The 26,233-nt window shown below is 45.2% G+C and carries 18 protein-coding genes; 12 read left to right on the top strand and 6 right to left on the bottom strand.

What is annotated here, in order from left to right; genetic code table 11:
• The first annotated feature begins 38 nt into the window (after window positions 1-38).
• The 12 genes from rsmC to ATG66_RS08390 all read left to right on the top strand — a co-directional run bounded on the left by rsmC (window position 39) and on the right by ATG66_RS08390 (window position 20,016).
• The gene (gene rsmC, locus ATG66_RS08445; RefSeq protein WP_098414879.1) at window positions 39-1,064 is read left to right on the top strand and encodes a 16S rRNA (guanine(1207)-N(2))-methyltransferase RsmC; all 1,026 of its coding nucleotides are present in this window, start codon (window positions 39-41) and stop codon (window positions 1,062-1,064) included.
• A 228-nt stretch (window positions 1,065-1,292) separates the two neighbouring features.
• A complete protein-coding gene (locus tag ATG66_RS08440; RefSeq protein ID WP_098414878.1) occupies window positions 1,293-4,679 on the top strand; it encodes a response regulator in 3,387 nt (1,128 codons plus the stop codon).
• Between the two features lie 798 nt (window positions 4,680-5,477).
• Window positions 5,478-7,160, top strand: coding sequence for an ABC transporter substrate-binding protein (locus ATG66_RS08435; protein ID WP_098414877.1), 1,683 nt, complete (start codon window positions 5,478-5,480; stop codon window positions 7,158-7,160).
• Window positions 7,161-7,326: 166 nt separating this feature from the next.
• Window positions 7,327-8,313 (top strand): ABC transporter permease, encoded by a 987-nt coding sequence (locus tag ATG66_RS08430; RefSeq protein ID WP_098414876.1) that lies wholly within the window; start codon window positions 7,327-7,329, stop codon window positions 8,311-8,313.
• Window positions 8,314-8,315: 2 nt separating this feature from the next.
• On the top strand, window positions 8,316-9,341 hold the full coding sequence (locus ATG66_RS08425; RefSeq protein ID WP_098414875.1) for an ABC transporter permease: 1,026 nt from the start codon (window positions 8,316-8,318) through the stop codon (window positions 9,339-9,341).
• 2 nt (window positions 9,342-9,343) lie between these two features.
• Window positions 9,344-10,327, top strand: coding sequence for an ABC transporter ATP-binding protein (locus tag ATG66_RS08420; protein WP_098414874.1), 984 nt, complete (start codon window positions 9,344-9,346; stop codon window positions 10,325-10,327).
• Window positions 10,328-10,374: 47 nt separating this feature from the next.
• Window positions 10,375-11,370 (top strand): ABC transporter ATP-binding protein, encoded by a 996-nt coding sequence (locus ATG66_RS08415; RefSeq protein ID WP_098414873.1) that lies wholly within the window; start codon window positions 10,375-10,377, stop codon window positions 11,368-11,370.
• Between the two features lie 59 nt (window positions 11,371-11,429).
• Complete coding sequence (locus ATG66_RS08410) at window positions 11,430-13,169, top strand: glycoside hydrolase family 9 protein (protein ID WP_098414872.1); 1,740 nt, start codon at window positions 11,430-11,432, stop codon at window positions 13,167-13,169.
• Window positions 13,170-13,171: 2 nt separating this feature from the next.
• Complete coding sequence (locus tag ATG66_RS08405; protein WP_098414871.1) at window positions 13,172-14,062, top strand: N-acetylglucosamine kinase; 891 nt, start codon at window positions 13,172-13,174, stop codon at window positions 14,060-14,062.
• An 8-nt stretch (window positions 14,063-14,070) separates the two neighbouring features.
• Entirely contained in the window at window positions 14,071-15,987 is a 1,917-nt protein-coding gene (locus tag ATG66_RS08400; RefSeq protein ID WP_098414870.1) for a beta-N-acetylhexosaminidase, read from the top strand.
• An 84-nt stretch (window positions 15,988-16,071) separates the two neighbouring features.
• Window positions 16,072-18,480, top strand: a complete 2,409-nt coding sequence (locus ATG66_RS08395) for a GH36-type glycosyl hydrolase domain-containing protein (RefSeq protein ID WP_098414869.1) — start codon at window positions 16,072-16,074, stop codon at window positions 18,478-18,480.
• Window positions 18,481-18,603: 123 nt separating this feature from the next.
• Complete coding sequence (locus ATG66_RS08390; RefSeq protein WP_098414868.1) at window positions 18,604-20,016, top strand: phosphoglucomutase/phosphomannomutase family protein; 1,413 nt, start codon at window positions 18,604-18,606, stop codon at window positions 20,014-20,016.
• Window positions 20,017-20,147: 131 nt separating this feature from the next.
• On the opposite strand, the gene ATG66_RS08385 is transcribed toward ATG66_RS08390, so the two are convergent.
• The 6 genes from ATG66_RS08385 to ATG66_RS08360 form a co-directional block, all read right to left on the bottom strand.
• The gene (locus ATG66_RS08385) at window positions 20,148-21,179 is read right to left on the bottom strand and encodes an ABC transporter ATP-binding protein (RefSeq protein WP_098414867.1); all 1,032 of its coding nucleotides are present in this window, start codon (window positions 21,177-21,179) and stop codon (window positions 20,148-20,150) included.
• Window positions 21,179-22,804 (bottom strand): ABC transporter permease, encoded by a 1,626-nt coding sequence (locus ATG66_RS08380; RefSeq protein ID WP_098414866.1) that lies wholly within the window; start codon window positions 22,802-22,804, stop codon window positions 21,179-21,181. Before ATG66_RS08380 ends, ATG66_RS08385 begins: the two co-directional genes overlap by 1 nt.
• Window positions 22,805-22,903: 99 nt before the next feature.
• A complete protein-coding gene (locus ATG66_RS08375) occupies window positions 22,904-23,917 on the bottom strand; it encodes a Fe(3+) ABC transporter substrate-binding protein (protein WP_098414865.1) in 1,014 nt (337 codons plus the stop codon).
• Window positions 23,918-24,056: 139 nt separating this feature from the next.
• The gene (locus ATG66_RS08370) at window positions 24,057-25,286 is read right to left on the bottom strand and encodes an ammonium transporter (RefSeq protein ID WP_098414864.1); all 1,230 of its coding nucleotides are present in this window, start codon (window positions 25,284-25,286) and stop codon (window positions 24,057-24,059) included.
• Window positions 25,287-25,313: 27 nt separating this feature from the next.
• On the bottom strand, window positions 25,314-25,652 hold the full coding sequence (locus ATG66_RS08365; RefSeq protein WP_025507068.1) for a P-II family nitrogen regulator: 339 nt from the start codon (window positions 25,650-25,652) through the stop codon (window positions 25,314-25,316).
• A 189-nt stretch (window positions 25,653-25,841) separates the two neighbouring features.
• Complete coding sequence (locus ATG66_RS08360; RefSeq protein ID WP_098414863.1) at window positions 25,842-26,210, bottom strand: YacL family protein; 369 nt, start codon at window positions 26,208-26,210, stop codon at window positions 25,842-25,844.
• Window positions 26,211-26,233 lie beyond the last annotated feature (23 nt).

The raw sequence follows: 26,233 nt of genomic DNA, 5'->3' as shown, positions 1-26,233 counted from the left end.
GAAAATCTGGCCCTACTTATTTCTGACGAACCTAATTTATGTCTGCTTATATTGCTCCTAGCCAAATAGCTCAGCGCCAACTCGATTATTTCAACGGTAAACACGTGTTAGTTGCTGGCGAAGTAGAAGATCTTTTTCCTCTGGAACTGGCCACTCATTGTAAGTCTGTAGAAGTATTTACCTCTAACTACAGCTACTACCGTCAAATTCAAACTTCTGACAAGGTCAAAAGTCACTTTGGCTCAGAGTTCAATATCGACACCCAAGCAGACATGCTGCTGTTGTACTGGCCAAAAGCGAAAGCAGAAGCGGAATACCTACTTGCGATGCTAATGGCGAAGCTCGGCATGAATACAGAAATTGTGGTTGTTGGTGAAAACCGCTCCGGTGTAAAGAGCATTGAGAAAATGTTTACCCCTTATGGTCCGGTAAATAAATACGATTCCGCGCGCCGCTGCTCTTTTTACTGGGGAGCTTGCTTAAACGAACCAAAACCATTCAATCAAGCGGACTGGTTTGCATCATACGCCATCAAGTTAGGTACTCAGTCACTCACAGTAAAGAGCTTACCAGGCGTGTTTAGTCACGGGGAGTTTGACCTAGGTAGCCGTCTGTTACTGGAAACTTTGCCGCCTCTTACCGGTAAAGTGCTCGACTTTGGCTGTGGTGCTGGTGTGCTTGGCGCATTCATGGCAAAAACCAACCCCGAGATTACAATTGAGATGTGTGACATCAATGCCTACGCAATCACATCAAGCCAGGCGACACTACAAGCGAATGGGTTATCTGGTCGTGTATTTGCCTCTGATATCTACTCCGACACTGCAAGCGACTATCGATTTATCATCAGTAACCCCCCATTCCACAGCGGGTTGGACACCAATTATAACGCAGCAGAAACGTTACTAGGTCAAACGCCACAACACCTGGTCAACAACGGCGAAATGCTCATCGTGGCGAATAACTTCTTGAAATACCCTTCAATTATTGAGCGTGCCTTTAATAATTGCGAGACACTAAATAAGACCAACAAATTCTCTATCTACTACGCTAAAAAGTGTTAACTCTCCCCTCGCGCAGGGATCCCTCTGCGCGCTTATTAGGTGAAAATTCAACATTTTCAAGAAAAACTGCGTGACTCTGCACGCTTTGCAACTAACTTTCTTGTCAAAGAAAAAAAACTCGTTAATTTTGTTAATTCTATTGAATTTAACTTCTTATCCGTTTTTAACGAGAACCTCGGTAGCCAAAGAGTTTTCTCAAACTGCCCCTTATGAGTTGTAATCTTATCCATGTTTAAATTCTACAAAAAACAGAAGTTTAAGCGCCTTCAAAGTACACTGATGACTGCGTTTCTGGTACTCAGTATCACACCTCTTACCATTACTGCGATTTTTTTCCTGCAGTCACACAGTAAAGATCTACAAGAGCAGAGTACATCACACCTACTGTCTGTTCGAGATACAAAACAACAACAGATCATTGATTATTTAGAAGCACAAGAAACCGAAGTGATGGGGTTTGTACGCTCTGAACTCGCTTATGCCAGTGGTGGTCGATTCTATGGCCTCGTCAATGCTTTTAGTCGTTTAGGTAATGATATAGCAGAAGCTCGTAACAATGCTCAGCAGCGCTACATTGAAGGCAGCGGCGACCAAATAAAAACATCAACGTTGCCTGAGTCTTCTAATTATGTAGGAAGTGAACGCTACCGCCTACTACACAAACGTTATCACTGGGCTTATCTGGAGCTACTAAAGCGCTCCGATTTTAACGATATTCTTCTGGTCGATATTAACGGCAATGTCACTTATTCCATTACCAAAGCAGACCATTATGGTACGAATCTTTTATCTGGCTCTTACAAAAACTCCGCCCTTGGAAAAACATTCAAGCGCTTAGCGGACGATGTGAACAAGCGTCGCAAAGTCAATGAAGACTATACGCCTGTGATTGTCTCTGACTTCGAACTTGAGCGTGGTAAACCAGTCGCATGGCTGGGAGCACCTATTGTTCAACAAGGCTACCTACACAGCTATGCCATGTTTCGTTTACCCAACAATGGCATCACCAAGCTTGTTGCAGATACAAACCGAGAATCATCAATTCATACCCTGCTTGTCGGCCATGACCACCAACCGCGCACGATTAATACCAAGCAAGATGACATTCAAAACAGCTTAGAAGTCGTCGATAAAGCCCTCGCGGGAAAATTTGGTGTGGGAACCTATACCAATGGATTAGGCGAGGAAATCATCGCTGCTTATGCGCCAATTAAAACCCGAGGTGTCATTTGGGCATTGGTCGTCCAACTGCCAGAAAATGAAGCTTTTGCTCGCATTCATCAACTTGAGAAACTGTTTGTGATAGCCATGTTGATTGCGATTATTTTGGTTGTGATTGCCTCGCATTACTTATCTAATTTCATCACTTTACCATTACTAAAACTGACTTGGGCAGCGGAAAAAGTTTCGGCTGGCGACCTTGATGACACCACGTTTAACACCGTTCGCAAAGACGAAATTGGTCGCCTTGCCATTAGTTTTTCGCGCATGCAACGTTCCATTCGAGAAAAAATTCAAACCATCAAAAAACAAAATGAAGAGTTAGAAAGCAACATACAACTCATTCAAAAGCAAAACGATGAATTACAATTGGCCGACAAGTTAAAAGATGAGTTCTTAGCAACTACATCTCACGAACTCCGCACACCACTCCACGGCATGGTTGGAATAGCAGAAACACTGGCATCTGGTGCAAATGGTGCCATACCAGCCAGTCAAAAATATCAACTGGATATCATTATAAAAAGCGGCCAGCGCCTAGCTAACCTTGTGGATGACTTATTGGATTACCACAAAATGCGCTACGGCAGCATGGATATCCAAAAATCAGCAGTGAGTTTAGCGAGCGCGACGCGATTAGTGTTGGAGCTCTCTAGTCACTTACTTGGCAATAAAACGATTCGTATTATCAACCAAGTTCCAGCTGACTTAAAAGCCGTCTCCGCCGACCCACAGCGCCTAGAACAAGTTCTGTATAACCTGATTGGAAACGCAATCAAATACACATCAGAAGGTAAAATCGTGATTTCGGCAACCATGGTCGATGATCACGTACGTGTACAAGTCGTGGATACGGGGCAAGGAATTCCCACAGAGCACCTAGAGCATATTTTTGAACCATTAATTCAAGCCGGACAAGATGCGAATCATTATCGGCAAGGCGCGGGCTTAGGCCTCTCGATTAGTCGTCAATTGATAGAATTGATGGGAGGTTCGCTATACGTGAGTAGCCAACCCATGGTTGGCACCACATTCAGTTTTACCCTACCTTTGGCGAACGAAGAAGAAATTCAGACAACGCAAACCTTGTCTGCTTGCGGTCATTTCCAAATTCCTGAAATTAATCTGGAAAACGCCGAAGACTTATCTCTACCAGAAAACCCAGACGGCCCACTCCTGTACATTGCTGACGACGAGCCCGTGAACTTAAGAGTATTGGAAAGCTTCTTACGCTTAGAAGGCTACCGAGTTCGCACCGTTTCAGACGGCCCTGAGACCCTTAATCTGATCAAGCAAGAAAAACCAGAACTCTTACTCCTTGATATCATGATGCCGGGAATGAGTGGCTATCAAGTCTGTAGTGAGCTTCGCCAAAGCTATGATCACGCCGAGCTACCTATCATCATGCTCACCGCACTAAGTCAAACCGAAGACCGCGTCAAAGGTTTTGAAGCCGGAGCTAATGACTACTTATCAAAACCGTTTAATAAACAAGAGCTGGCAGCACGAATTCAAGCGCACTTAACCGCAAGCAAAGCGGAAATGCGCCATGTGGAAAACAAGTTGCTCGAGTCAGAACTTCGCCAGCGCGCAATCATAGAAGCAAGCCTGCTTGAAACTCAAGGTCGGCTGCTAGAACAACTCGAATCCGCACCTGAAGCGATTATTTGCTTACGTGAAGATCAACGTATTCGATTTGCCAATCAAGCCGCTTGCAAACTGTTCAAGCGTAGTTTGGATCAACTCAAACGCTCTTCAGCAGACGAACTGATCGCGCCCAAATACCTCACCGTTAAACAGCCCCATTATTGCGGTAGGATTGATATTTATATTGAAGATATTCGCCAAAACATTGAAGCGGATATTCTTAAACTGCCACAAGGTTCTGGCTTGGATGTGATGTATATCTTTAATGTCGGTGGTGGCACGAATGTAGCTCGAATTCATAACTTAGAAACTGCCGTTGAAGTTCTTTCAAGCTACGCTTTTGATGGCGACAAAGATCAGCTGCAAAAGCTGAAGGAGCTTGGTGGTGAATTCACCCGCCTTGCAGACAAAGCCTTGGGGAATAAGAAGGATAAACAAGAGCTGATGCGTGAAGTGCTTGTGGATGTAATGACACATGCGCTCGAATATTGGGAGTCCGCCACTGGTGAAAGTAAGTTCGCTTTCGCTGAACAAAGTCGCTTATGGCGTGTTTACCTTGACCGCAGTACACTACAAACACGAACTTTAGACAAATACATGCGTATTGAAACTTTACCTAAGACACCACGTTGGAGAACCGTCTTAAGCTCTATTGAATTCATTCTAGATCACTGTAAAGAACAAAGCCCTGAGCGTGCTTATATAGAAGCTCAACGAGATAAATTACAACGGCTACTCACCAGCTAAAAGCAAGCCCTGCAGCCATGTAGGGCTTTTTTCTTGTTTGTCATAAACACCTCATGTTCATTCCCTTTGCCTGCTGAGCTTGCGCATCTCACTGTCACGTTAGTCCATCCATCTCGCAGTGATGCTCTCCGCTAAATAAAGCCTAACAGGTCGCCCTACCAATCGTATGCGCTCTAGGGTGCGCTCGTTCCATCAGCCTTAATCACGGAGCCGAACAAGAAAATTCACCCAAAACACTTCATTTACAAGATAAAAAAAGAACAATAGCTAATAATAATTCGTCCAAAAAAAAGACAGTTTTTTAGATAAGAGGCCAGTTTTTACCAACAATTGACAAAGATTGCGAACTCAATCACAACAGAACGGCAGATTAAATTTTACCTAATTAATTAACACTATTTATGGGTGTGAGCGAGATCTCCGAACCCAAGAAAACATCACAACAACCTTAAAATAAAAGCTCTTGAAGTAAGCAACCACTAACACACTCTATTAACAAGGGGACTAAGTGCGACACACATCAACGTTTGATTTTTAACCTCGCCTGAACTAAAAGCAAACAAAATGACGTTTATAACGTAGTGGAGAGGGTTTTTAACGTTTTTAACGAGAAACGAGTTTGATTATTTTGTGGATAAGATGTTTTCTTACTCCTGACTAAGGCCTACAGGCCACTCTTGGTGAGACTCACGTTATAACGAGTAACGCATAAGCAAGAGGTAGGTCTTGGGGAGTGTTTATCAATTGATAACACTCAATTCCATTCAGTGAAATGAAAGCAAATCGTAAGGAACAGCTATGCTTGCCAATATTAAAAAAACAGCACTAGCAACAGCAATTATTGCAACGGCTACTACTGGTTTTACGTCAGTAGCTACTGCAGCTGAACGCAGTGAACTGACTATCCACCCTAAAGAGTTTACAACTTTTGTTCGTAACTTTAACCCTTTCTTAGGTGCCACGAACCTACACACAACTACCGACTTCATTTATGAGCCGCTCGTGGTTTTTAACGAAATGCACGGTAACACTCCAGTATTTCGTCTAGCAGAAAACTTCAAAATGGCTGATGACCTAATGAGCGTCACGTTCGATATTCGTAAGGGCGTGAAGTGGTCAGATGGTGAAGCGTTTAACGCTGATGATGTTATTTACTCTTTCAACCTAGTAAAAGAGAGACCTGAGCTTGACCAATCTGGTATTAACTCATGGGTAACTGGTGTTGAAAAAATTAACGATTACAAAGTTAAATTCCGTCTAAGCGAAGCAAACTCAAACGTTCCGTACGAAATTGCGAAAGTACCTGTTGTACCTCAGCACGTATGGAGTGACGTGAAAGATCCTGCAACGTTTACAAATGAAAACCCAGTAGGTAGTGGTCCATTTACCGAGATCGACACATTTACACCACAACTGTACATTCAGTGTGAAAACCCTAATTACTGGGATGCAGACAACCTAAATGTTGACTGTCTACGTGTTCCACAAATCGCGAACAACGATCAGTTCCTAGGCAAAATCGTTAATGGTGAAATGGACTGGACATCTTCATTCGTTCCAGACATTGATCGTACTTACGCTGCAGCAAGTCCTAGTCACCACTACTGGTACCCACCAGCAGGTACTCAAGCCTTCGTAGTGAACTTCAAAAACCCAGATCCTGCGAAGAACGAAGCTCTAAACGACGTTGACTTCCGTCGCGCATTCTCTATGGCGCTTGACCGTCAAACTATCATCGACATCGCATTCTACGGTGGCGGTACAGTGAATGACTTTGCTTCAGGTCTAGGTTACGCATTCGAAGCTTGGTCTGATGAAGAGACTCACAACAAATACAAAAACTACAATACATACAACGCGGAAGGCGCGAAGAAACTTCTGGCGAAAGCTGGCTTTAAAGATGTGGACAAAGATGGTTTCGTTGACACTCCATCAGGAAAGTCTTTCGAGCTTCTGATTCAATCGCCAAACGGTTGGACAGACTTCAACAACACTGTACAGCTAGCGGTTGAGCAATTAGCGGAAGTTGGTATTAAAGCACGAGCTCGTACTCCTGACTTCTCGGTATACAACCAAGCAATGCTAGAGGGTACTTACGACGTTGCATACACCAACTATTTCCACGGCGCAGATCCACACTTGTACTGGGATAGCGGTTACAACTCGAAGCTACAATCTGGTGAAGGTATGCCTCGTTTTGCAATGCACTTCTACGAGAACGACAAGTTAGATGGTCTTCTTAACAGCTTCTACAAGACCGCTGATAAGCAAGAGCAGCTAGAAATCGCTCACGGCATCCAGAAGATCATTGCTCAGGATCAGGTAACTATTCCTGTGTTGTCTGGCGCTTACATGTACCAATACAACACAACTCGATTCACTGGTTGGTGGAACGAAGAAAATCCTAAGGGCCGTCCAAACATTTGGGCTGGCATTCCAGAGCGTCTACTTCACGTACTAGACCTAGAGCCAGTTAAATAAGTAGAAGTTCATTTCAAGCGGCACATATCCCTTGTGCCGCCTACAAAATCCCTTGTAACGAAACCAATACATGGCGCTCGTCGTCAGGGGATTTTTCGCTCTAAATTTCGCTAGGAGCGACCTGAAACCAGTAACAGGGAAAATCTGGGTGAGTAAGGTGTGAGTTATGGGTTATTTTTTAAGACGTTTGTCGTTCTATCTTGTCGCGCTCTTAGTTGCAGCGACGTTAAACTTTATTATTCCGCGAGCAATGCCTGGTGACCCAGTTACCATGATGTTTGCTAATGCGTCCGTACAGGTGACGCCAGAGCGAATCGCAGCAATGAAAGAACTGCTAGGTTTCGTTGATGGACCAATTTACATCCAGTACTTGTCGTACATAAAAAACATCCTCAGCTGGGAGTTAGGTACTTCTATCCAGTTCTACCCGCTTTCAGTTAATACTCTATTGGGCAGTGCGTTTGGCTGGTCACTATTCCTAGCCGGTACTGCGGTTGTGCTTTCTTTCTCAATCGCGTCAGTACTGGGCATTTTTGCCGCATGGAAACGTGGCAGCAAATATGATGCTTTCGTGACGCCTGGCACGTTAATCATTCAAGCGGTTCCGCAAATGGTTATTGCTATGCTAGCACTTTTTACTTTTTCAATCGGCTTGAAATGGTTCCCATCAGGTTACGCTTACACCCCGGGCACAATTCCAGATTGGACAAACTGGGAGTTCATTAGGAACGTAGGCTACCACGCGGTGTTGCCTCTTTTCTGTGCAACCATTGTTCAAATCGGTGGCTTCCTAGTCAATATGCGTAACAATATGATCAACCTTCTCGCAGAAGACTATATCACGATGGCAAAGGGGAAAGGGCTAAGTGAAAACCGAGTAGTCTTCAACTACGCCGCACGTAACGCATTGCTACCAAGCGTCACCGCACTATCTATGTCTTTAGGTATGGCCATCGGTGGTCAGTTAATCATTGAAATGATTTTCAACTACCCAGGATTAGGTACGGTTCTGTTGAACGCTATCCACGCTCGTGACTACCAAGTACTACAAGGTCAGTTAATTATCATGACAATGTTCATGCTGTGCTTCAACTTGATGGCAGACATGCTGTACATGATTCTAGACCCTCGCCTACGTACGGGAGGCAAATAATCATGAAAGAACTATTCAAACTTATTTTAGGTAACGCGTTCGCTCGAATCGGCCTAGCCATTGTTACCATCTTTATTTTCGTTGCTATTGCAGCTCCTTTAATCACCAAACATGCTCCCGACAAACGAACGGGTAATCCACATGAATACCCTAGTTTTGTTGTAAATCAAGCACAAAACAACCCAGATGGGTGGGTAGCGAATAATCTTGCGGATGATCGTCGTAGTCTTCTTATGTCTAAAAAAGCAGACCACATATTAGGCACTAGTCGTATGGGCCGCGATATCTGGTCACAAGTTGCTTATGGCGCTCGCGTATCGCTCGGTGTTGGCTTTGGCGCAGGTATCATCGTTTGTTTTCTTGCAACGGTTATCGGTATCTCTGCAGGTTACTTCGGTGGTCGTGTCGATGACATCTTAAGTGCCGCAATGAACATTATGCTGGTGATTCCACAATACCCCTTACTGTTCGTTCTGGCTGCGTTTATTGGGGAAGCAGGTCCGCTCACCATTGCATTAATCATCGCAGGTACCTCTTGGGCATGGGGCGCACGGGTTGTCCGCTCTCAAACCATGGCACTGCGCGAGAAAGAGTTCGTAAAGGCCGCAGAGGTACTAGGCGAATCTTCATTCCGCATTATCTTTGTCGAGATTTTGCCGAACTTAATTCCAATCGTCGGAGCAAGTTTCATCGGCTCTGTCATGTTGGCAATCAATACTGAAGCCGTTATCTCATTCTTGGGATTAGGCGATGCCAACACCATCAGTTGGGGCATCATGCTTTACAACGTACAAACCTCATCGGCCATGCTTATTGGCGCATGGTGGGAAGTATTAGCACCTTGTATTGCCTTAACGCTATTGGTGACAGGTCTTGCTCTTCTGAACTTTGCAGTTGACGAGATTGCCAACCCTCAACTTCGCTCTCACAAAGGGATGAAGCGCTGGAAGAAGCTGGCACAAAAAGATAAGAAAGAGCGTACGCCTGACATGGCACCGCAAAATGCACTATGGAGCGGAGATAAATAATCATGACTGCACCACTAATTTCTATCCGTAACCTATGCGTAGATTACATCACAGATGCGGGTGACGTCCGCGCCTGTAATAACGTTAGCTTTGACATTGCGCCTGGAGAGGTCTTTGGTTTGGCTGGTGAGTCAGGCTGCGGTAAGTCAACCGTTGCGTTCTCGCTCATGCGTCTTCACAAGCCGCCAGCATTTATTACTGGTGGTGAGGTTATCTTCAATGGCGAAGACATAATCAATTACAGTGACGCTCGTATGCAATCATTCCGCTGGAGTGAAATGTCGATGGTATTTCAAAGTGCCATGAACGCACTGAATCCAGTTCTTAATATAGAAGAACAGTTTTGCGACGTCATCATGCGCCACACCAATATGACTCGCGATCAAGCCAAAAGGCGTGCAGAAGGGTTGTTGGAAATTGTTGACATTCATCCTAGCCGCTTGAACGACTACCCTCACCAGTTTTCTGGTGGTATGCGTCAACGTTTGGTGATTGCTATCGCTCTAGCATTGAATCCAAAAATGATCATCATGGATGAGCCAACTACCGCATTAGATGTGGTAGTGCAACGCGAAATTCTACAAAAAATTTATGCACTGAAAGAAGAGTTCGGTTTCTCGATCCTTTTCATTACTCATGACTTATCACTTATGGTCGAGTTCTCAGATCGTATCGGCATCATGTACTCGGGTGAACTGATTGAGGTCGCACCTTCGAAACAAATTTTGGAAAGTCCTTACCACCCTTATACCAAAGGTTTGGGTAGCTCTTTTCCTCCATTAACAGGTCCAAAAACCAAGTTAACTGGTATCCCAGGCAACCCTTTGAACTTATTAGAAATCCCTCAAGGTTGCCGCTTCCAAGCTCGCTGTGACCGTGTTCACGAAGCTTGTACCAAAATACCAACTCAGCTGCGTCAAATTGAACCTGGTCGTTTTTCAAATTGCCATTTGTACGGCGAAACTATTGCTCAAACTAAGGTTTAACGACAAAAAGTAACCCTAGTAAGAACAAAATTACATTGGAGAGAATTATGAGCAAACAACTCGGCGAACTGCTGATTGAGGGTAAAAATGTCGTTAAAGACTTTCCTTTAAATAGCAATTCGATCAAGCAGTCCAAAATGCGCGCGATCAACGACGTATCATTCAAGATGCACAAAAGCCGCGGTTTAGCGGTAGTCGGTGAGTCGGGCTCAGGAAAGTCTACGACTGCAAAAATGATTGCCAAAATGTATGCACCTACCGACGGCGTGATCGAGTATAAAGGGCGTGATATCCAAGCTATCACCTCCCGGCAGGATTTAATTACGTACCGCGAAGGCGTACAAATGGTATGGCAAGATCCGTTCGGTTCACTAAACCCAACGCACAATATCTTTCACCACATTGCACGCCCACTGCTTATCCACAAAAAGGTAGCCCAGGGCAGCAAGAAAGAATTGGAAGAGCGTGTATACGACCTGCTGGAGCAAGTGGGCCTTATTCCACCAAAAGAAACCGCTCAAAAATTCCCTCACCAGCTTTCCGGTGGTCAACGTCAACGTGTGAACTTAGCACGTAACATCGCAGTCGGCGCAGAAGTTGTTTTAGCGGATGAGCCAACTTCAATGCTTGATGTTTCCATTCGTGCTGGTGTCCTCAACCTGATGGAAGAGATGAAGTTTGAGAAACAGATGTCTCTACTTTACATCACTCACGATATCGCGACAGCACGTTACATCGCCGAAGATCTCGCGGTTATGTATGTAGGGCATATGGTGGAATGGGGTGATACAGAAGAAATCATCCACGCTCCGCAACATCCATACACTCAATTGCTCGTTTCAGCGGTGCCCGATCCATCCAAATCGATCCACGAGAAACTGAAAGGCAATAAAGGAGAAATTCCTCTCTGGACGCCTGATTCCGTCGGTTGTCCTTTTGCTGGCCGCTGCGTGCACGCAACAGACAAGTGTCGAGAGCACTTACCGGGCATTACTCAACTATCAGAGAACCACTTTGTTCGCTGTTACTTGTTTGAAGATTAATCATAACTAGGGTCAGGTTTAGCCTGACCCCCTATTTTATAGCTTCCCGGAGACATTGAATGCTGCTACTGACTAACCACATTGGTTATGAACGTCTGGGCCCTAAGACAGCAATTATCCAGACTAACCAGCCACATTTAACTTCTACTACGGCTTTATTGGTCTGTGCTGATAGCCAACAAGTTGTTGCGACACTAGCAGTCGAGGAGCAAGGTAGGGTGGCAAACTGGCATCAAGGCTATTTCTATCTGATCGATTTTTCGTCTTTTACCACTCCAGGCAGTTACTACCTTCGTTTTGACCACGTCTGCTCCTCTCATTTTGAGATCCGTCAACATATTCTACTGGATCGCACCTTGTCAGACGTGATCCACTATTTTAAATCTCAACGTTGTGGCGGCATTTTTGATCAACAAGACCGTCAAGCGCCATTATTAAACTCTAACCAAACCGTGGATGCCCATGGCGGTTGGTATGACGCATCTGGAGATGTCAGCAAATATCTCAGCCATTTATCCTATGCCAATTACTTAAATCCTCAACAAATCCCCATGGTGGTTTGGAATATGTTGAAGGGCCTTTCTTTACTCGAAAATAGTGAAGAAATCGCTGCATTTACGCGAACACGTCTTATCGAAGAAGCCCTTTTCGGCGCTGACTTCCTAGTTCGCATGCAAAACGAGCAAGGTTTCTTTTATATGACCGTTTTTGATAAATGGAGTAAAGATACCACTCAACGTGAAATTTGCGCCTACGAAACTCAACTCGGCCACAAGTTCGATGATTATCAAGCCGGCTTTAGGCAAGGTGGCGGCGTCGCTATCGCAGCACTTGCGGCTGCATCACGACTTGATGTGAAAGGTGAATATGATCAACAAAGCTACCGCAATGCTGCAGAGAACGGCTATTGGCATTTAAAAGAACATAATACGCAATATTTAAATGACGGCGAAGAAAATATCATTGATGAATACTGTGCACTACTTGCCAGTGTAGAACTGTTTAAAACCACCAAGGAAACTCGCTACTTAGAAGAGAGTCGTTTATGGGCAACTCGTCTAACGGTTCGTCAAACTAGCGATAAACACATTCAACATTTTTGGTCAGCGAACAATGATGGGAGTCGACCTTACTTCCATGCAGCAGAAGCAGGATTACCAGTGATCGCCTTATGTGAATACCTCGCCATTGAAGATGATTCTTCCTTCGTCGAATCAGTAACACAAGTCGTCACTCAAGCGTGTTCATTCGAAGTGGCGATCACCAATAAAGTCACAAACCCATTTGGTTATCCTCGTCAGTATGTCAAAGGGGTAAATGAAGCAAAACGTGATGCCTTCTTTGTCGCACATAACAACGAGTCCGGTTACTGGTGGCAAGGGGAAAACGCACGTCTAGGTTCATTGGCAACCATGGCTTACATTGCTCAGCCATATCTAACGTCTGATTCGTTAAAACAACAGCTGTCTCAACTGGCTCAAAACGCTATCAACTGGATTGTCGGTTTAAACCCTTATGATATGTGCATGCTCGATGGCCATGGCCGCAACAATTCCGACTACCTTCCTCAATACGGTTTCTACAACGCCAAAGGTGGGGTGTGTAATGGTATTACTGGTGGATTCGAAGATGAAGAAGACATCGCCTTTAATCCACCAGCACAAAAAGATGACATGCTACAGAACTGGCGCTGGGGGGAGCAATGGATCCCGCATGGTGCTTGGTACTTACTGGCCGTCATGAGTCAGGCTCAGCACGTGTCAACTTTAGCGACCTCTGAAGAATTCAAGGAGCAGTAATCATGGGGATGTATTTTGTCGGTATTGATGGTGGGGGGACTTCTTGTCGTGCTCGTATCAAAGACGCGCAAGGCCATTTTATTGGTGAAGCCAAAAGCGGTAGCGCCAATATCATGCTCGGCGCAGAAGTGGCCATGACTTCTATTCGTGATTGTATTGCTTCAGCAGCCAAACAAGGCGGATTAACTGAACAAGACTTTGCCTCAATGCATGTTGGGCTTGCGCTTGCTGGAGCAGAACACAAAGCATCTTGGCAAGCATTCATGTCACTTCCTCATCGTTTTGCCAGCATGACATTAAATACTGATGCATACGGTGCATGTATTGGCGCACACAATGGTCAAGATGGTGCAATTATGATAGCCGGAACCGGTTCTTGCGGTATTTACTTAAAAGGATTGAAACAGCACGTTGTCGGCGGTCGAGAGTTTCCAATCTCAGACCAAGGTGGCGGTGCGATCATGGGTCTGCGCCTCATTCAGCAAGTCTTATTGGCGGAAGATGGCATTCGCGAAAAAACACCATTAACAGAGCAGGTAATGACGCACTTTGAAAACGACATCGACAACGTGGTGGCATGGTCCAAACAAGCACTACCTCGTGATTATGGTCAGTTTTCCCCTGCGATTTTCCAAAACGCAGAACAAGGCGATGTATTAGCGATTGCAATGTTAAAGCAAACTGCAGCAGATATAGAAATGTTTCTTGTGGCATTAAATAAGCGTGGAGCCACGCGTATTTGTTTAATGGGCAGCATTGCAGAGCGCATCGTACGCTGGCTATCGCCTCCCGTTCAGCAATGGATTGTAGAACCACAGTTTGACGCGATTGAAGGAGCTATTATGTTCGCAGGAAAACCTGAGCATAACCTTTACTCGGTAGCTATTAAGTAGGAGTGATTATGGAATATCGTGTTGATCTTGTCGTCTTATCAGAACAAAAGCACAGCTGCCGTTTTGGACTGACGTTTCACAACTTAAGCGATCAGGACCTTCATGACTGGAGCCTGACTTTTGCTTTCGACCGTTACATTCTTCCAGACAGTGTATCGAACGGCCAACTGTCTCAGGCCGGTAGCTTGTGTACGCTAAAGCCAGAAGGTATGGTTTTGGCTGAAAACCATCATTTTTACTGTGAGTTTAGCATCGGATCTTACCCATTCCGTTACTACTCAGATGGTTTTAATGAAGCATTGGTCGACTTTATCGCCAACGGTAACCCGAAACGAGCGCAAGTTGATGTCACACCGATTGTCTTAGCCTCACCATACCGTGAGCGTAGTGAAATACCGGCTAGCCTCGCTCATGCACAACCGCTACTCCCCAAACCAAATCATATCGAAACCAGTGACCACAGCTTCCGTTTTAGCGATAAAACAGGGGTTGTTGTTTACTCCGAGTTAGCGAACTCAGCCAAAGAATGGTTATTGGATGAATTACAACGTATTCATCAGTTTAAACCGACTTCTACCAACAATAATCAAATCTTTTTCAAGGGTAACCCAACCTTAGACGAAGGGGCATACAAACTAAAAGTTTCAGAGTCGATCAAGATTGAAGCGGGATCATCATCTGGCTTTATTCATGCTTGTGCGACCTTGCTACAACTGGTTAAGCGTGGTGAACAACCCAACTCAATGGAAGTCGTTTGCTGTTCAATTAAAGACAGACCTCGCTTTCGTTACCGCGGCATGATGCTAGACTGCGCGCGTCATTTTCACTCAGTTGAGCAAGTGAAGCGCCTCATCAACCAGTTGGCTCACTACAAATTTAACACTTTCCACTGGCACTTAACCGATGATGAAGGTTGGCGTATTGAAATCAAATCATTGCCTCAACTTACCGACATTGGTGCGTGGCGTGGCCCAGATGAAACGATACAACCTCAATATACCCATCTATCTGAACGTTATGGTGGGTTTTACACTCAAGAAGAGGTCAAAGAGGTTGTCGCTTTTGCCACTCAGCGCGGGATTACGGTAATACCCGAGATTGATATTCCGGGTCATTGCCGCGCAGCCATCAAATCTCTGCCTCATTTATTGGTAGAAGCCGAAGACACGACAGAATATCGCAGTATCCAGCACTACAACGACAACGTGATTAACCCCGCTCTAGCGGGTAGTTATGAGTTTATCGACAAAGTATTGGAAGAAATAGCGCCCCTCTTCCCTGCTCCTTATGTCCATATTGGCGCAGACGAAGTACCCAACGGGGTTTGGTCGAAAAGCCCAGCTTGCCAAGCCCTAATGGAGCAACAAGGTTACAGCGACTACAAAGAGCTACAGGGACACTTCTTGCGTCACGCAGAAAACAAATTACGCAAGTTAGGTAAACGTATGCTCGGCTGGGAAGAAGCTCAAAATGGCGACAAAGTGAGCAAGGATACCGTGATCTATTCATGGCTAAGCGAAGAAGCGGCTTTGAACTGCGCGCGCCAAGGCTTCGATGTGGTGCTGCAACCAGCACAAACCACCTACTTAGACATGACGCAAGACTACGCGCCTGAAGAACCTGGTGTGGATTGGGCTAACCCGTTACCGCTAGAAAAAGCTTACAACTACGAACCACTCGCTGAAGTATTAGCCGACGATCCTATCCGAAAACGCATTTGGGGTATTCAGGCCGCGCTGTGGTGCGAAATGATCACCGACCAATCTCGCATGGACTACATGATCTTTCCACGCTTAACCGCCATGGCAGAGGCCTGCTGGACAGACAAACAACAGCGTGATTGGACGGACTATTTATCACGTTTGAAAGGACACCTTCCACTGCTGGATTTGCAGGGAGTGAATTACCGTAAACCGTGGAAATAACACAAAGTAGATACAGATATAACGCGCTTTCAAGAATTTATAAATTTTGGCTGCCCAAGCAGCTTTGTAAAAAGGAAACACATAATGAAATACGGCTATTTCGATAACGAGAATCGTGAATACGTCATTACTCGTCCAGATGTACCTGCTCCTTGGACTAACTACCTAGGTACGGAGAAATTTTGTACCGTGATCTCGCATAACGCAGGTGGCTACTCGTTCTACAACTCTCCAGAATACAACCGTGTTACTAAATTCCGTCCCAACGCGACCTTTGATCGCCCAGGGCATTACGTGTATTTACGTGATGATGAGACGGGCGATTACTGGTCTATCTCATGGCAACCAGTCGCGAAAAGCCTAGATGAAGCTAACTATGAAGTTCGTCATGGTTTGTCGTACTCAACATTCAAATGTGAATACCGCGGTATCACGGCAACCAAAACGTTATTCGTACCAAAGGGTGAAGACGCGGAAATTTGGGATGTGGTCATTAAAAACACCTCAGACAAACCACGTACCATCAGTGCATTCTCATTTGTTGAGTTTTCCTTCAGCCACATTCAATCAGACAATCAAAACCACCAGATGTCTTTGTACTCTGCGGGAACGTCATACAATGAAGGCGTAATCGAGTACGATTTGTACTACAACACTAACGACATTGAAGGCTTCTACTACTTAGCTTCAACGTTCGACCCTGATTCATACGACGGTCAACGTGATAGTTTCTTAGGACTATATCGTGACGAAGCAAACCCACTCGCTGTAGAACAAGGTAAGTGCTTTAACACCGCACAAACCTGTTACAACCACTGTGGTTCGCTGCATAAGCAATTCACTATTCAGCCCGGTGAAGAAGTTCGCTTCGCTTACATCCTAGGGATCGGTAAAAACAATGGCGAGCGCCTGCGTGCTAAATACCAAGATCTTGCAGAAGTGGATAACGCATTCGCGGGGATCAAAGCACACTGGGATGAGCGCTGTGCTAAGTTCCAAGTGACATCACCAAACGAAGGTCTAGACACCATGATCAACACATGGACTCTATACCAAGCGGAAACCTGTGTGGTTTGGTCTCGCTTTGCGTCTTTCATTGAAGTCGGCGGTCGTACGGGCCTTGGTTATCGTGATACTGCGCAAGATGCGATTTCAGTCCCACATGCCAACCCTACAATGACACGCAAACGTATCGTGGATCTTTTACGTGGTCAGGTGAAAGCGGGTTACGGTTTACACCTCTTCGACCCTGATTGGTTCGACCCAGAAAAGGCTGATGTTAAACCATCTAAGTCACCAACTGTGGTTCCGACTCCGTCTGACGAAGATAAAATCCACGGCATCGAAGATACGTGCTCTGATGACCACCTATGGCTAGTTCCAACCATCTGTAAGTACGTGATGGAAACAGGCGAACACAACTTCTTCGACGAAGTCATTCCTTACGCCGATGGCGGCGAGGCGAGCGTATATGACCATATGAAAGCAGCGCTAGATTTCTCTGCGGAATACGTCGGTCAAACGGGTATCTGTAAAGGGCTGCGCGCGGACTGGAACGACTGCCTGAACCTCGGTGGTGGTGAGTCTTCGATGGTGTCATTTTTGCATTTCTGGGCACTACAAGAGTTCATTGACCTAGCGAAATATTTAGGTAAAGAAGCCGATGTTGAGAAATACACCGAAATGGCTGCGAACGTTCGTGAGGCGTGTGAAACACACCTTTGGGATGATGAAGGCGGTTGGTACATCCGTGGCCTAACGAAGAATGGTGACAAGATCGGCACGGCGCAGCAGAAAGAAGGCCGAGTACATCTTGAGTCAAACACTCTCGCGGTTCTATCCGGTGCGGTTTCTCAGGAACGTGGTGAAAAAGCAATGGATGCAGTCGACAAAAATCTGTTTTCTGAATATGGCCTGCACCTAAACTCGCCCTCATTTGCCACCCCAAACGATGACATTGGCTTTGTAACTCGCGTCTACCAAGGCGTGAAAGAGAACGGCGCGATCTTCTCACACCCAAACCCATGGGCATGGGTCGCAGAAGCGAAGCTCGGTCGTGGTGATCGCGCAATGAAGTTCTATGACGCGCTCAACCCATACCGCCAAAACGACATCATCGAGAAACGTATTGCAGAACCGTATTCCTACGTTCAATTCGTTATGGGTCGTGACCACCAAGATCATGGTCGCGCAAACCACCCATGGCTAACGGGCACATCTGGCTGGGCATACTTCGCGGTAACTAACTTCATTTTAGGTGTGCGTACGGGCTTCGATGGTCTAACTATCGATCCATGCATCCCAACCAACTGGTCAGGGTTTGAAGTGACTCGCCAATGGTTAGGTGCCACTTACAACATCAAAGTGGTTAACCCTGAGTCCGTCAGTAAAGGGGTGAAGTCAATCACGGTTAACGGTGAAACCATCCATGGTTCTTCTGTACCGATTCAAACAGAAGGATCGGTAAACGAAGTTATCGTGACTTTAGGTTAATCGTCTTTGGGGGAGAGCTCCCCTGTGATTTATTCGATGCACTTATTGCTGACCTAATAAGTGCATCAGTTCGCTAGTAAAAGTAAGGTGTGATGACATATCGCCCTTATTGAGGTTCGAATTATGATCAAATTTGGTACCGGCGGCTGGCGTGCATTTATTGGTGAAGAATTCACCAAAGATAATGTACGTTTAGTTGCTCAAGCAGTCGCTAACATTATTAATACAGAGTCAGTAGCCGACCTCGGCTTCGTGATTGGCTATGACCGTCGCTTCCTTTCAGACAAAGCAGGAAGTTGGTTTGCTGAAGTTCTGGCTGCAAACGGCATTGTTGTCAGCTTTATTGATAAGTTTGTTCCTACACCTATCGTGATGTTCAAAGCAAAAGAAATGGGCTGTGCTTACTCTGCTTGCATCACGGCATCACATAACCCAGCCGATTATAACGGGATCAAAGTCTTTATTGAGGGAGGCCGCGATGCCGATGAAATCATCACACAAAAAATTGAATCGCAAATTGCCATACTGACGCTACAAGATGTAAAGAGCGTCGACTTTGACCAAGCAGTTGAAGACAAACTGATCCAAATCATCAACCCAATGAACGAGTTCGTGGACTCGATCATTAACTTTATTGATATTGAGGCGATAAAAAAAGCCAATCTACGCGTCCTAGTAGACCCAATGTTTGGTGTAGCGAAAAACGCACTCCAAACGGTATTGATCAATGGCCGTTGTGATGTTGACGTGATTAATGATGGTAAAAACCCCGACTTTGGCGGCTTGATGCCATCACCAAGCGCCGCAACACTTTATCGCCTCATGCACCTCGTTAAGGAGCAAGGCTACGATATCGGTATTGGTACCGATGGTGATGCAGACCGCTTAGGGATCATTGATGAAAAAGGTAACTTTATTCATCCCAATGAAGTCCTGCTTCTTCTGTACTACTACTTATTAGAATACAAAGGCTGGAAAGGCTCTGTCGTTCGTAACATCGCCACCACTCACCTGCTTGATAAAGTGGCCGAAGATCACGGCGAGAAATGCTTTGAAGTTCCTGTAGGCTTTAAACACATTAGCTCTCAAATGGAAGCCGATGATTCACTGATCGGTGGAGAAAGCTCTGGCGGCTTAACTATCCGTGGTCATATCAAAGGTAAAGATGGCGTCTTCGCTTCAAGTCTATTGGTCGAGATGATTTCTGTTTCGGGTAAAAAACTGTCTGAGTTGCTCGATGAAATCTACGATAGATATGGTTATGCCTACATGGCAGAGGGCGATTGCAAATTCAAACCGATGCAAAAGGAAAGGCTGTTTAATAAGATTTATGTCGACAAGCACTTGCCTGAATTCGAATTTGAGATTGATAAAGTTAGCTACGACGACGGCGCAAAAGTGTACTTTAAGAATGGCGGCTGGATCATCGCTCGTTTTTCAGGCACTGAACCTTTACTACGTATTTTTGCAGAAATGCAAGATAAGGACACTGCAGAACGTGTTCTTCAACAGTTTAAGGACTTCTTGTCTCTGTAACTGCCCTTGTGCCCGCTTCGTGCACATTGGCTGCAACTTGGTTTCCAACGTTGTCGCTAAGGGAGAGGAACACTTGCCCGGCATGACTGCCGGGCTTTTTTATTTTAACCTGAAAATACCGTGTGAGCAGATTATGCGAACGCCAGAACGCCTTGGGTTTCAATTTTTACAGCGACAGACTCACCAATATTCAATGCCTGCGATGCCGTTGCTAATAAGCGATCACCATTCGCGTCAATGACATAACGACAATGATCGCCCATAAAATGCTGCTCAAGCACAATGACCGAACTCTCTTCATCTGATTGAATTTGCACATGCTGTGGTCTCAATAACAAAGAGCACGCTGATTGAACAGGAATCTCTTGCTGTGCCGTAGCCTCAACAACACCAAGATGAGTCTCATATTTACAATCTGATATACGCGTTGCCTCAAGGTAACTACCGCCGCCTAAAAAGTCGGCCACAAACTTACTCGATGGCTGATAGTACAGCTCTGACGCTGTCCCATACTGCTCTATAGCACCGTTATTCATCACTGCCATTTTATCAGCAAAAGCAAACGCTTCTTCACGGCTGTGTGTAACAAAAATGGCCGTTACCCCTTGCGCTTTAAAAATCTTACGGATCTCAGCAATCAACTCATGGCGCACTTGTGTATCGATATTAGAAAACGGTTCATCAAGCAATAGTAAATCGGGGCTATAGGCTAACGAGCGAGCAATCGCGACACGTTGTTGTTGTCCACCAGATAATTGATGCGGATAACGCTCACCAAAGCCTTGTAAATGCACTAATTCGAGCATTTCTTGAACTTTAGCCTGTTTATCTTTTGTCGAATAATGCTTTAAACCAAAAGCGATATTTTGGTTGACGGTGAGGTGAGGAAATAACGCGTAATCTTGAAATATCATGCCGATATTACGCTCTTCTGGCGGCAACCAATTTTCACTATCATCGATCGTAAGACAATTTAAGCTCATTTGTCCTGAAGTTAACGGCAACAAACCTGCAACCGCTTTCAACAACGTTGTTTTCCCGCAACCACTAGCGCCTAATAGACATACAATTTGACCTTGCTCTACATCAAGCGACAATGACTCTAACACGGTTTGATCGTCATATTGGCAAGTCAGGTTTTTAATCGATAGTGCGCAGCTCATCAGTGATTTTGCTCCAGTGAACGGTTAACAACAACAAGCGGGATCAACCCAACAAGAACCAACAATACCGCAGGCAACGCGGCTAATTCTAAATGCTCATCCGAGGCAAAGTTATATACATAAGTTGCCAGGGTTTCAAAGTTAAATGGACGCAATAACAACGCGGCATTGAGTTCTTTCATCGACTCAATAAACACCAATAATGCCGCTATCAGGGCCCCTCGTTTTACCAATGGAAAGTGGACTCGCCACAGCATCACATTCGGCGTACACCCCATCGTGCGCGACGCCATATCCAAAGACGGTGATATCTTGTTTAAATTACTTTCGATACTACCGATCGCGACCGCTGAAAAACGAACCACCATGGCGAAAATAAGAGCAAACATCGAACCAGAGAAAATCAGCCCAGGTCGTCCCCACTCCATTGCTTTAGCAAAGTCGTTGACTCGATGATCCATAAACAATACTGCAACCATCACACCAATCGCAAGCACGGTACCAGGCACAGCATAACCCATAGACGAAAGACGCATAAACGCCAAGCTTCCTCGTTTTCCATTGACTCGATGAGTAAAATTAACAATAAGCGCCACAGCAACACCAATAATAGCCGCAATGACAGACACCACTAAACTGTTCCAAGCGTATGCACGAAACTCAGGCGTCCAACTCTGGGAAAAATAAGTAATGGCGTAATCGATCAGCTGCAGTAACGGCAAAATAAACGCAACGGCAACCAACCCCCAACACCAAATCAGAGCCACCCACTTTTTCCACCCCGTCAGCTCATAACGAAAATCTGCATGGCTATTAAACTGGCTTTGAAAAAGTTTCTGTTTGCGACGACTGTAACGCTCTGCACTCAATAAAAGCACCACAATCACTAGCATCATCGCAGAAATTTTTGCCGCCGCATTGAGATTCGAATAACCAAGCCACGTATCGTAAACCGCTGTCGTTAACGTGTTCAGGGCAAAGTAACTTACCGTGCCGAAATCACCGATCGTTTCCATTGCAACCAGTGACAACCCCACCGCAATAGAAGGACGAACTAGCGGCATCGAAATTCGCCAAAAGCTCTCCCATGGCGAGCACTTAAGCAAACGCGCACTTTGCAACAAAGAGACATTTTGTTCCATAAACGCAGCACGGCACAGCAAATATACGTAAGGGTATAACACCAACGACAGAACGAACGTCGCGCCTGGCAGCGTACGAATATCTGGGAACCAATATTCTCCTGGCCCCCACCCCGTGATATCACGTAAAAAGATCTGGATAGGCCCAGCAAAATCAAACCAGTCGGTAAAAATGTATCCGATAATGTAACCCGGCATCGCGAGTGGCAATACCAGAGCCCATTGTAACCACTTTTCGGTCGGGATCTTGCACATCGCCATCACCCAAGCGCTTGGGATACCAAGAATTAAAGAAAGCACCATCACGCCGAGAGTCAGCGCAACCGTGTTAAATATATAGGTCGGCATGACCGTTGCCATCAAGTGTGCAAACAAGTCATCCGTTTCACCAATAGCGGTGTAGAAAATCGCTAAGATCGGCAAAACCAGTAATAGGGTGATTACCCCGCTACTGGTTTTCCATAAAGAGTGTTTATCTTTCATTGCCTAATTACTGCAAGGCTATATGAAATACAAATGCAGTTGCAAATACATCTCATACCCTTTAATTAAATGGGAGTACAGTTATACCCCCATAAGGAATTAAAGGTCAAATTTGACTTCGTCTAGTAGCTTAATTGCCACTTCATGATGCGCAGCGATCTCATCGAGAGAAATCGTATCCGCTTTGAAATCTCCCCAAGACTCGACAAGCTCAGAACGCTTAACGCCTTCTTTCACCGGGTACTCGTAGTTCACTTCGGCATACATTTGCTGCGCTTTATTGCCTGTTAGGAATTCCATTAGCTGTACAGCATTTTCTTTGTTTGGCGAGTACTTCGCCATCGCCATACCAGAAATATTCACGTGAGTACCTGTTGTCTCTTGGTTAGGGAAGTTAATGTAAACCGCGTCAGCCCACGCTTTTTGCTCTTTGTCATTAACCATTTTACCGAGATAGTAACTGTTACCTAGAGAAACATCACATAAGCCTTCTTTAATCGCTTTCACTTGCGCGCGATCGTTACCTTGTGGCTTACGAGCTAGATTGGCTTTAACACCTTCTAGCCACTCTTTTGTTTCCGCTTCACCATTATGAGCGATCATGGCAGAAACTAGAGAAACGTTGTACGGGTGTTTACCGCTGCGAGTACAGATTTTTCCTTTGAATTCAGGTTTCGCTAGGTCAGCATAGTTGAAGTCTGCACCCAGTTTGCCTACACGGTCACGTGAAGAGTACACGCTACGAGAACGCAGGGTCAGAGCAAACCACTCGTTGCCTTTATCTTGATATTGAGCTGGGACGTTTTCTTCAATGATTTTGCTATCTACTTCCTGAACCAAACCTTTATTCGTTAGTTCAGCTAGACGGCTGACATCCGTCGTCAGAATAATGTCAGCAGGGCTGTACTCACCTTCTTGAGCCAGCTTTTCTGCTAAGCCTTTTTTAGCAAATTTTACGTTTACTTTAATGCCAGTTTCTTTAGTGAACTCATTGAACATTGGTTCAACTAAGAAAGGTTGTCGGTAAGAGTAGACGTTCACTTCTTCAGCAGCCATTGCTGCTGGTGACAAGGTTGCGCAAGCTAATGCTGAAAGAGTTAGCAGTTTTTTCATTGTTCAATCCCATTTCATGCTAATGATAATGTTTATCAGTTGTGTTATTATATGCATGTTCAATAAGAAGACAACAATAAATAATAAAAAAACCCGCTCATCGAAGCAGGTTTTTTAGGACTTTGTCACTATTTATTTATTATTTTACCGTGACAAATTCTGGGTAAGCATCCACACCACAGTCGTGCATATCCATTCCCTCCATCTCTTCGTCTTCGGTTACGCGGATACCAACCGTCGCTTTCAAAATCGCCCAAACCGCTAAGCTCGCACCGAATACCCAAGCAAAGATAACGACCGCACCAAGCAACTGCGCACCAAACGTAGCATCACCATTACTTAGTGGCACCACCATTAGACCAAAGAAACCACAGACACCGTGCACTGAAATCGCCCCCACTGGATCATCAATTTTAAGTTTATCTAGACCGATGATACTAAATACAACCACTGCACCAGATACCGCACCAATGGCAACTGCATACAGCGGTGATGGTGATAGCGGATCCGCTGTAATTGCAACCAACCCCGCTAACGCACCGTTCAGAACCATCGTTAAGTCCGCCTTGCCCCACATCGTCTTACATACGAATAACGCTGCAATCGAACCTGCCGCCGCCGCTGCGTTGGTATTTAGGAAAATTTGCCCCACCGCTGTCGCGTTTTCAAAGTCCGAAACCATCAATTGAGAGCCCCCATTGAAGCCGAACCAACCAAACCAAAGAATGAACGTACCCAGCGTTGCTAACGGCATGTTAGAGCCAGGAATCGGGTAGATTTCCCCATTTTTGCCGTACTTGCCTTTACGCGCGCCAAGCAGTAGCACCCCCGCTAACGCAGCTGAAGCGCCTGCCATATGCACAATACCTGAGCCAGCAAAATCACTAAACCCTGCTTCTGCTAAAAAACCGCCGCCCCATGTCCAATAACCTTCCATTGGATAAATAAACGCAGTCAAAATGACCGAGAAGACCAAAAACGACCAAAGTTTCATACGTTCAGCAACAGCGCCTGAAACCACTGACATTGCGGTTGCGACGAATACCACTTGGAAGAAGAAGTCCGATTCAAGTGAGTGATCCGCGCCTTCTCCCTGTGTCCCAATCAACGCACCAAATGAAGGTAACCAACCTCCTTCACCATTATCGACATACATGATGTTGTAACCAACGAGTAAAAACATCGTACATGCGATGGCGTACAAACAGATGTTCTTCGTAAGAATTTCTGTTGTGTTTTTTGAGCGCACCAGCCCCGCTTCAAGCATGGCAAAACCGGCGGCCATCCACATCACTAACGCCCCGGAAATCAGAAAGAAAAAGGTGTCGAGTGCGTAACGTAGCTCGGTTACAGTTGTTGTTAATTCCATAATAGTTTCTCCAAATCCCTTGAATACTTACAGTGCTTCTGCGTCCATTTCACCCGTTCGGATACGCACCGCTTGGTTTAAGTCGTATACAAAAATTTTACCGTCACCAATTTTTCCTGTTTGCGCCGCTTTTGTGATGGCTTCTACCACCCGCTCGACGTTATCGGCGTGAGTTGCGATTTCTATTTTTACTTTTGGTAGGAAATCAACTTGGTACTCCGCTCCGCGATATAACTCTGTGTGTCCTTTTTGACGACCAAAACCTTTGACTTCTGATACCGTCATTCCTTCGATACCTACATCAGCCAATGCTTCACGAACATCGTCTAACTTAAACGGCTTAATAATGGCATTGATTATTTTCATTTAATTCTCTCCGAAGCTTTCATCCTGAAACACTTCTACTTAATCCAAGCAACGTGCCAAGTTTTTAAGTTATTGAATAATAAAAACTAACGTCAATTTACATATCTACAAACAAAAAGGGCGCACCATGTCGGTGCGCCCTTTTCACAAATTTAAAGCAACAGCAGGAAAGTTACCCAAAACTGTGCACTAAATATTCAAAAAGTCTTTCCATCGCTCGATAAGAATCATGAAGTCCTCTATTCCACAGCTTGCTGTACTTTCTGCATTGTAGAAATCGAATTCACTTTCCATCTCGACATCATGGTTATAGGCCAATGCATTTTCTTGCACCAGGACTTCATCGCCCTGAATCATCAAGCTAATTTCTGTTCCAGTTAAACTATGCTCTTGAGAAGGCGATGACAATGACTGCTCAATTAGCTTTTCAACCAGCGCAATTTTCACCGGATCTTTGCCAATTTCTTCTTGTAGCCAGCGCCCAACAATCTCATGCCCCATGCTGCATTTTACGTAGTACTCGCCCATCAACGTATTACGGATGAATTCAAATTCCATCGAGATTGCCTTTTCGTATCAAT

It is taken from the genome of Vibrio sp. ES.051 (assembly GCF_002563795.1).
Classification (GTDB): Bacteria; Pseudomonadota; Gammaproteobacteria; order Enterobacterales; family Vibrionaceae; genus Vibrio.
The sequence above is the reverse complement of the archived record's forward strand: the minus strand, read 5'-3'. Positions and strand labels throughout refer to the sequence as shown.

Excerpts from the sequence above, each read along its gene's own strand:
- rsmC (WP_098414879.1), top strand. The coding sequence starts at position 39 with ATGTCTGCTTATATTGCTCCTAGCCAAATAGCTCAGCGCCAACTCGAT.
- ATG66_RS08440 (WP_098414878.1), top strand. The coding sequence starts at position 1,293 with ATGTTTAAATTCTACAAAAAACAGAAGTTTAAGCGCCTTCAAAGTACA.
- ATG66_RS08435 (WP_098414877.1), top strand. The coding sequence starts at position 5,478 with ATGCTTGCCAATATTAAAAAAACAGCACTAGCAACAGCAATTATTGCA.
- ATG66_RS08430 (WP_098414876.1), top strand. The coding sequence starts at position 7,327 with ATGGGTTATTTTTTAAGACGTTTGTCGTTCTATCTTGTCGCGCTCTTA.
- ATG66_RS08425 (WP_098414875.1), top strand. The coding sequence starts at position 8,316 with ATGAAAGAACTATTCAAACTTATTTTAGGTAACGCGTTCGCTCGAATC.
- ATG66_RS08420 (WP_098414874.1), top strand. The coding sequence starts at position 9,344 with ATGACTGCACCACTAATTTCTATCCGTAACCTATGCGTAGATTACATC.
- ATG66_RS08415 (WP_098414873.1), top strand. The coding sequence starts at position 10,375 with ATGAGCAAACAACTCGGCGAACTGCTGATTGAGGGTAAAAATGTCGTT.
- ATG66_RS08410 (WP_098414872.1), top strand. The coding sequence starts at position 11,430 with ATGCTGCTACTGACTAACCACATTGGTTATGAACGTCTGGGCCCTAAG.
- ATG66_RS08405 (WP_098414871.1), top strand. The coding sequence starts at position 13,172 with ATGGGGATGTATTTTGTCGGTATTGATGGTGGGGGGACTTCTTGTCGT.
- ATG66_RS08400 (WP_098414870.1), top strand. The coding sequence starts at position 14,071 with ATGGAATATCGTGTTGATCTTGTCGTCTTATCAGAACAAAAGCACAGC.
- ATG66_RS08395 (WP_098414869.1), top strand. The coding sequence starts at position 16,072 with ATGAAATACGGCTATTTCGATAACGAGAATCGTGAATACGTCATTACT.
- ATG66_RS08390 (WP_098414868.1), top strand. The coding sequence starts at position 18,604 with ATGATCAAATTTGGTACCGGCGGCTGGCGTGCATTTATTGGTGAAGAA.
- ATG66_RS08385 (WP_098414867.1), bottom strand. The coding sequence starts at position 21,179 with ATGAGCTGCGCACTATCGATTAAAAACCTGACTTGCCAATATGACGAT.
- ATG66_RS08380 (WP_098414866.1), bottom strand. The coding sequence starts at position 22,804 with ATGAAAGATAAACACTCTTTATGGAAAACCAGTAGCGGGGTAATCACC.
- ATG66_RS08375 (WP_098414865.1), bottom strand. The coding sequence starts at position 23,917 with ATGAAAAAACTGCTAACTCTTTCAGCATTAGCTTGCGCAACCTTGTCA.
- ATG66_RS08370 (WP_098414864.1), bottom strand. The coding sequence starts at position 25,286 with ATGGAATTAACAACAACTGTAACCGAGCTACGTTACGCACTCGACACC.
- ATG66_RS08365 (WP_025507068.1), bottom strand. The coding sequence starts at position 25,652 with ATGAAAATAATCAATGCCATTATTAAGCCGTTTAAGTTAGACGATGTT.
- ATG66_RS08360 (WP_098414863.1), bottom strand. The coding sequence starts at position 26,210 with ATGGAATTTGAATTCATCCGTAATACGTTGATGGGCGAGTACTACGTA.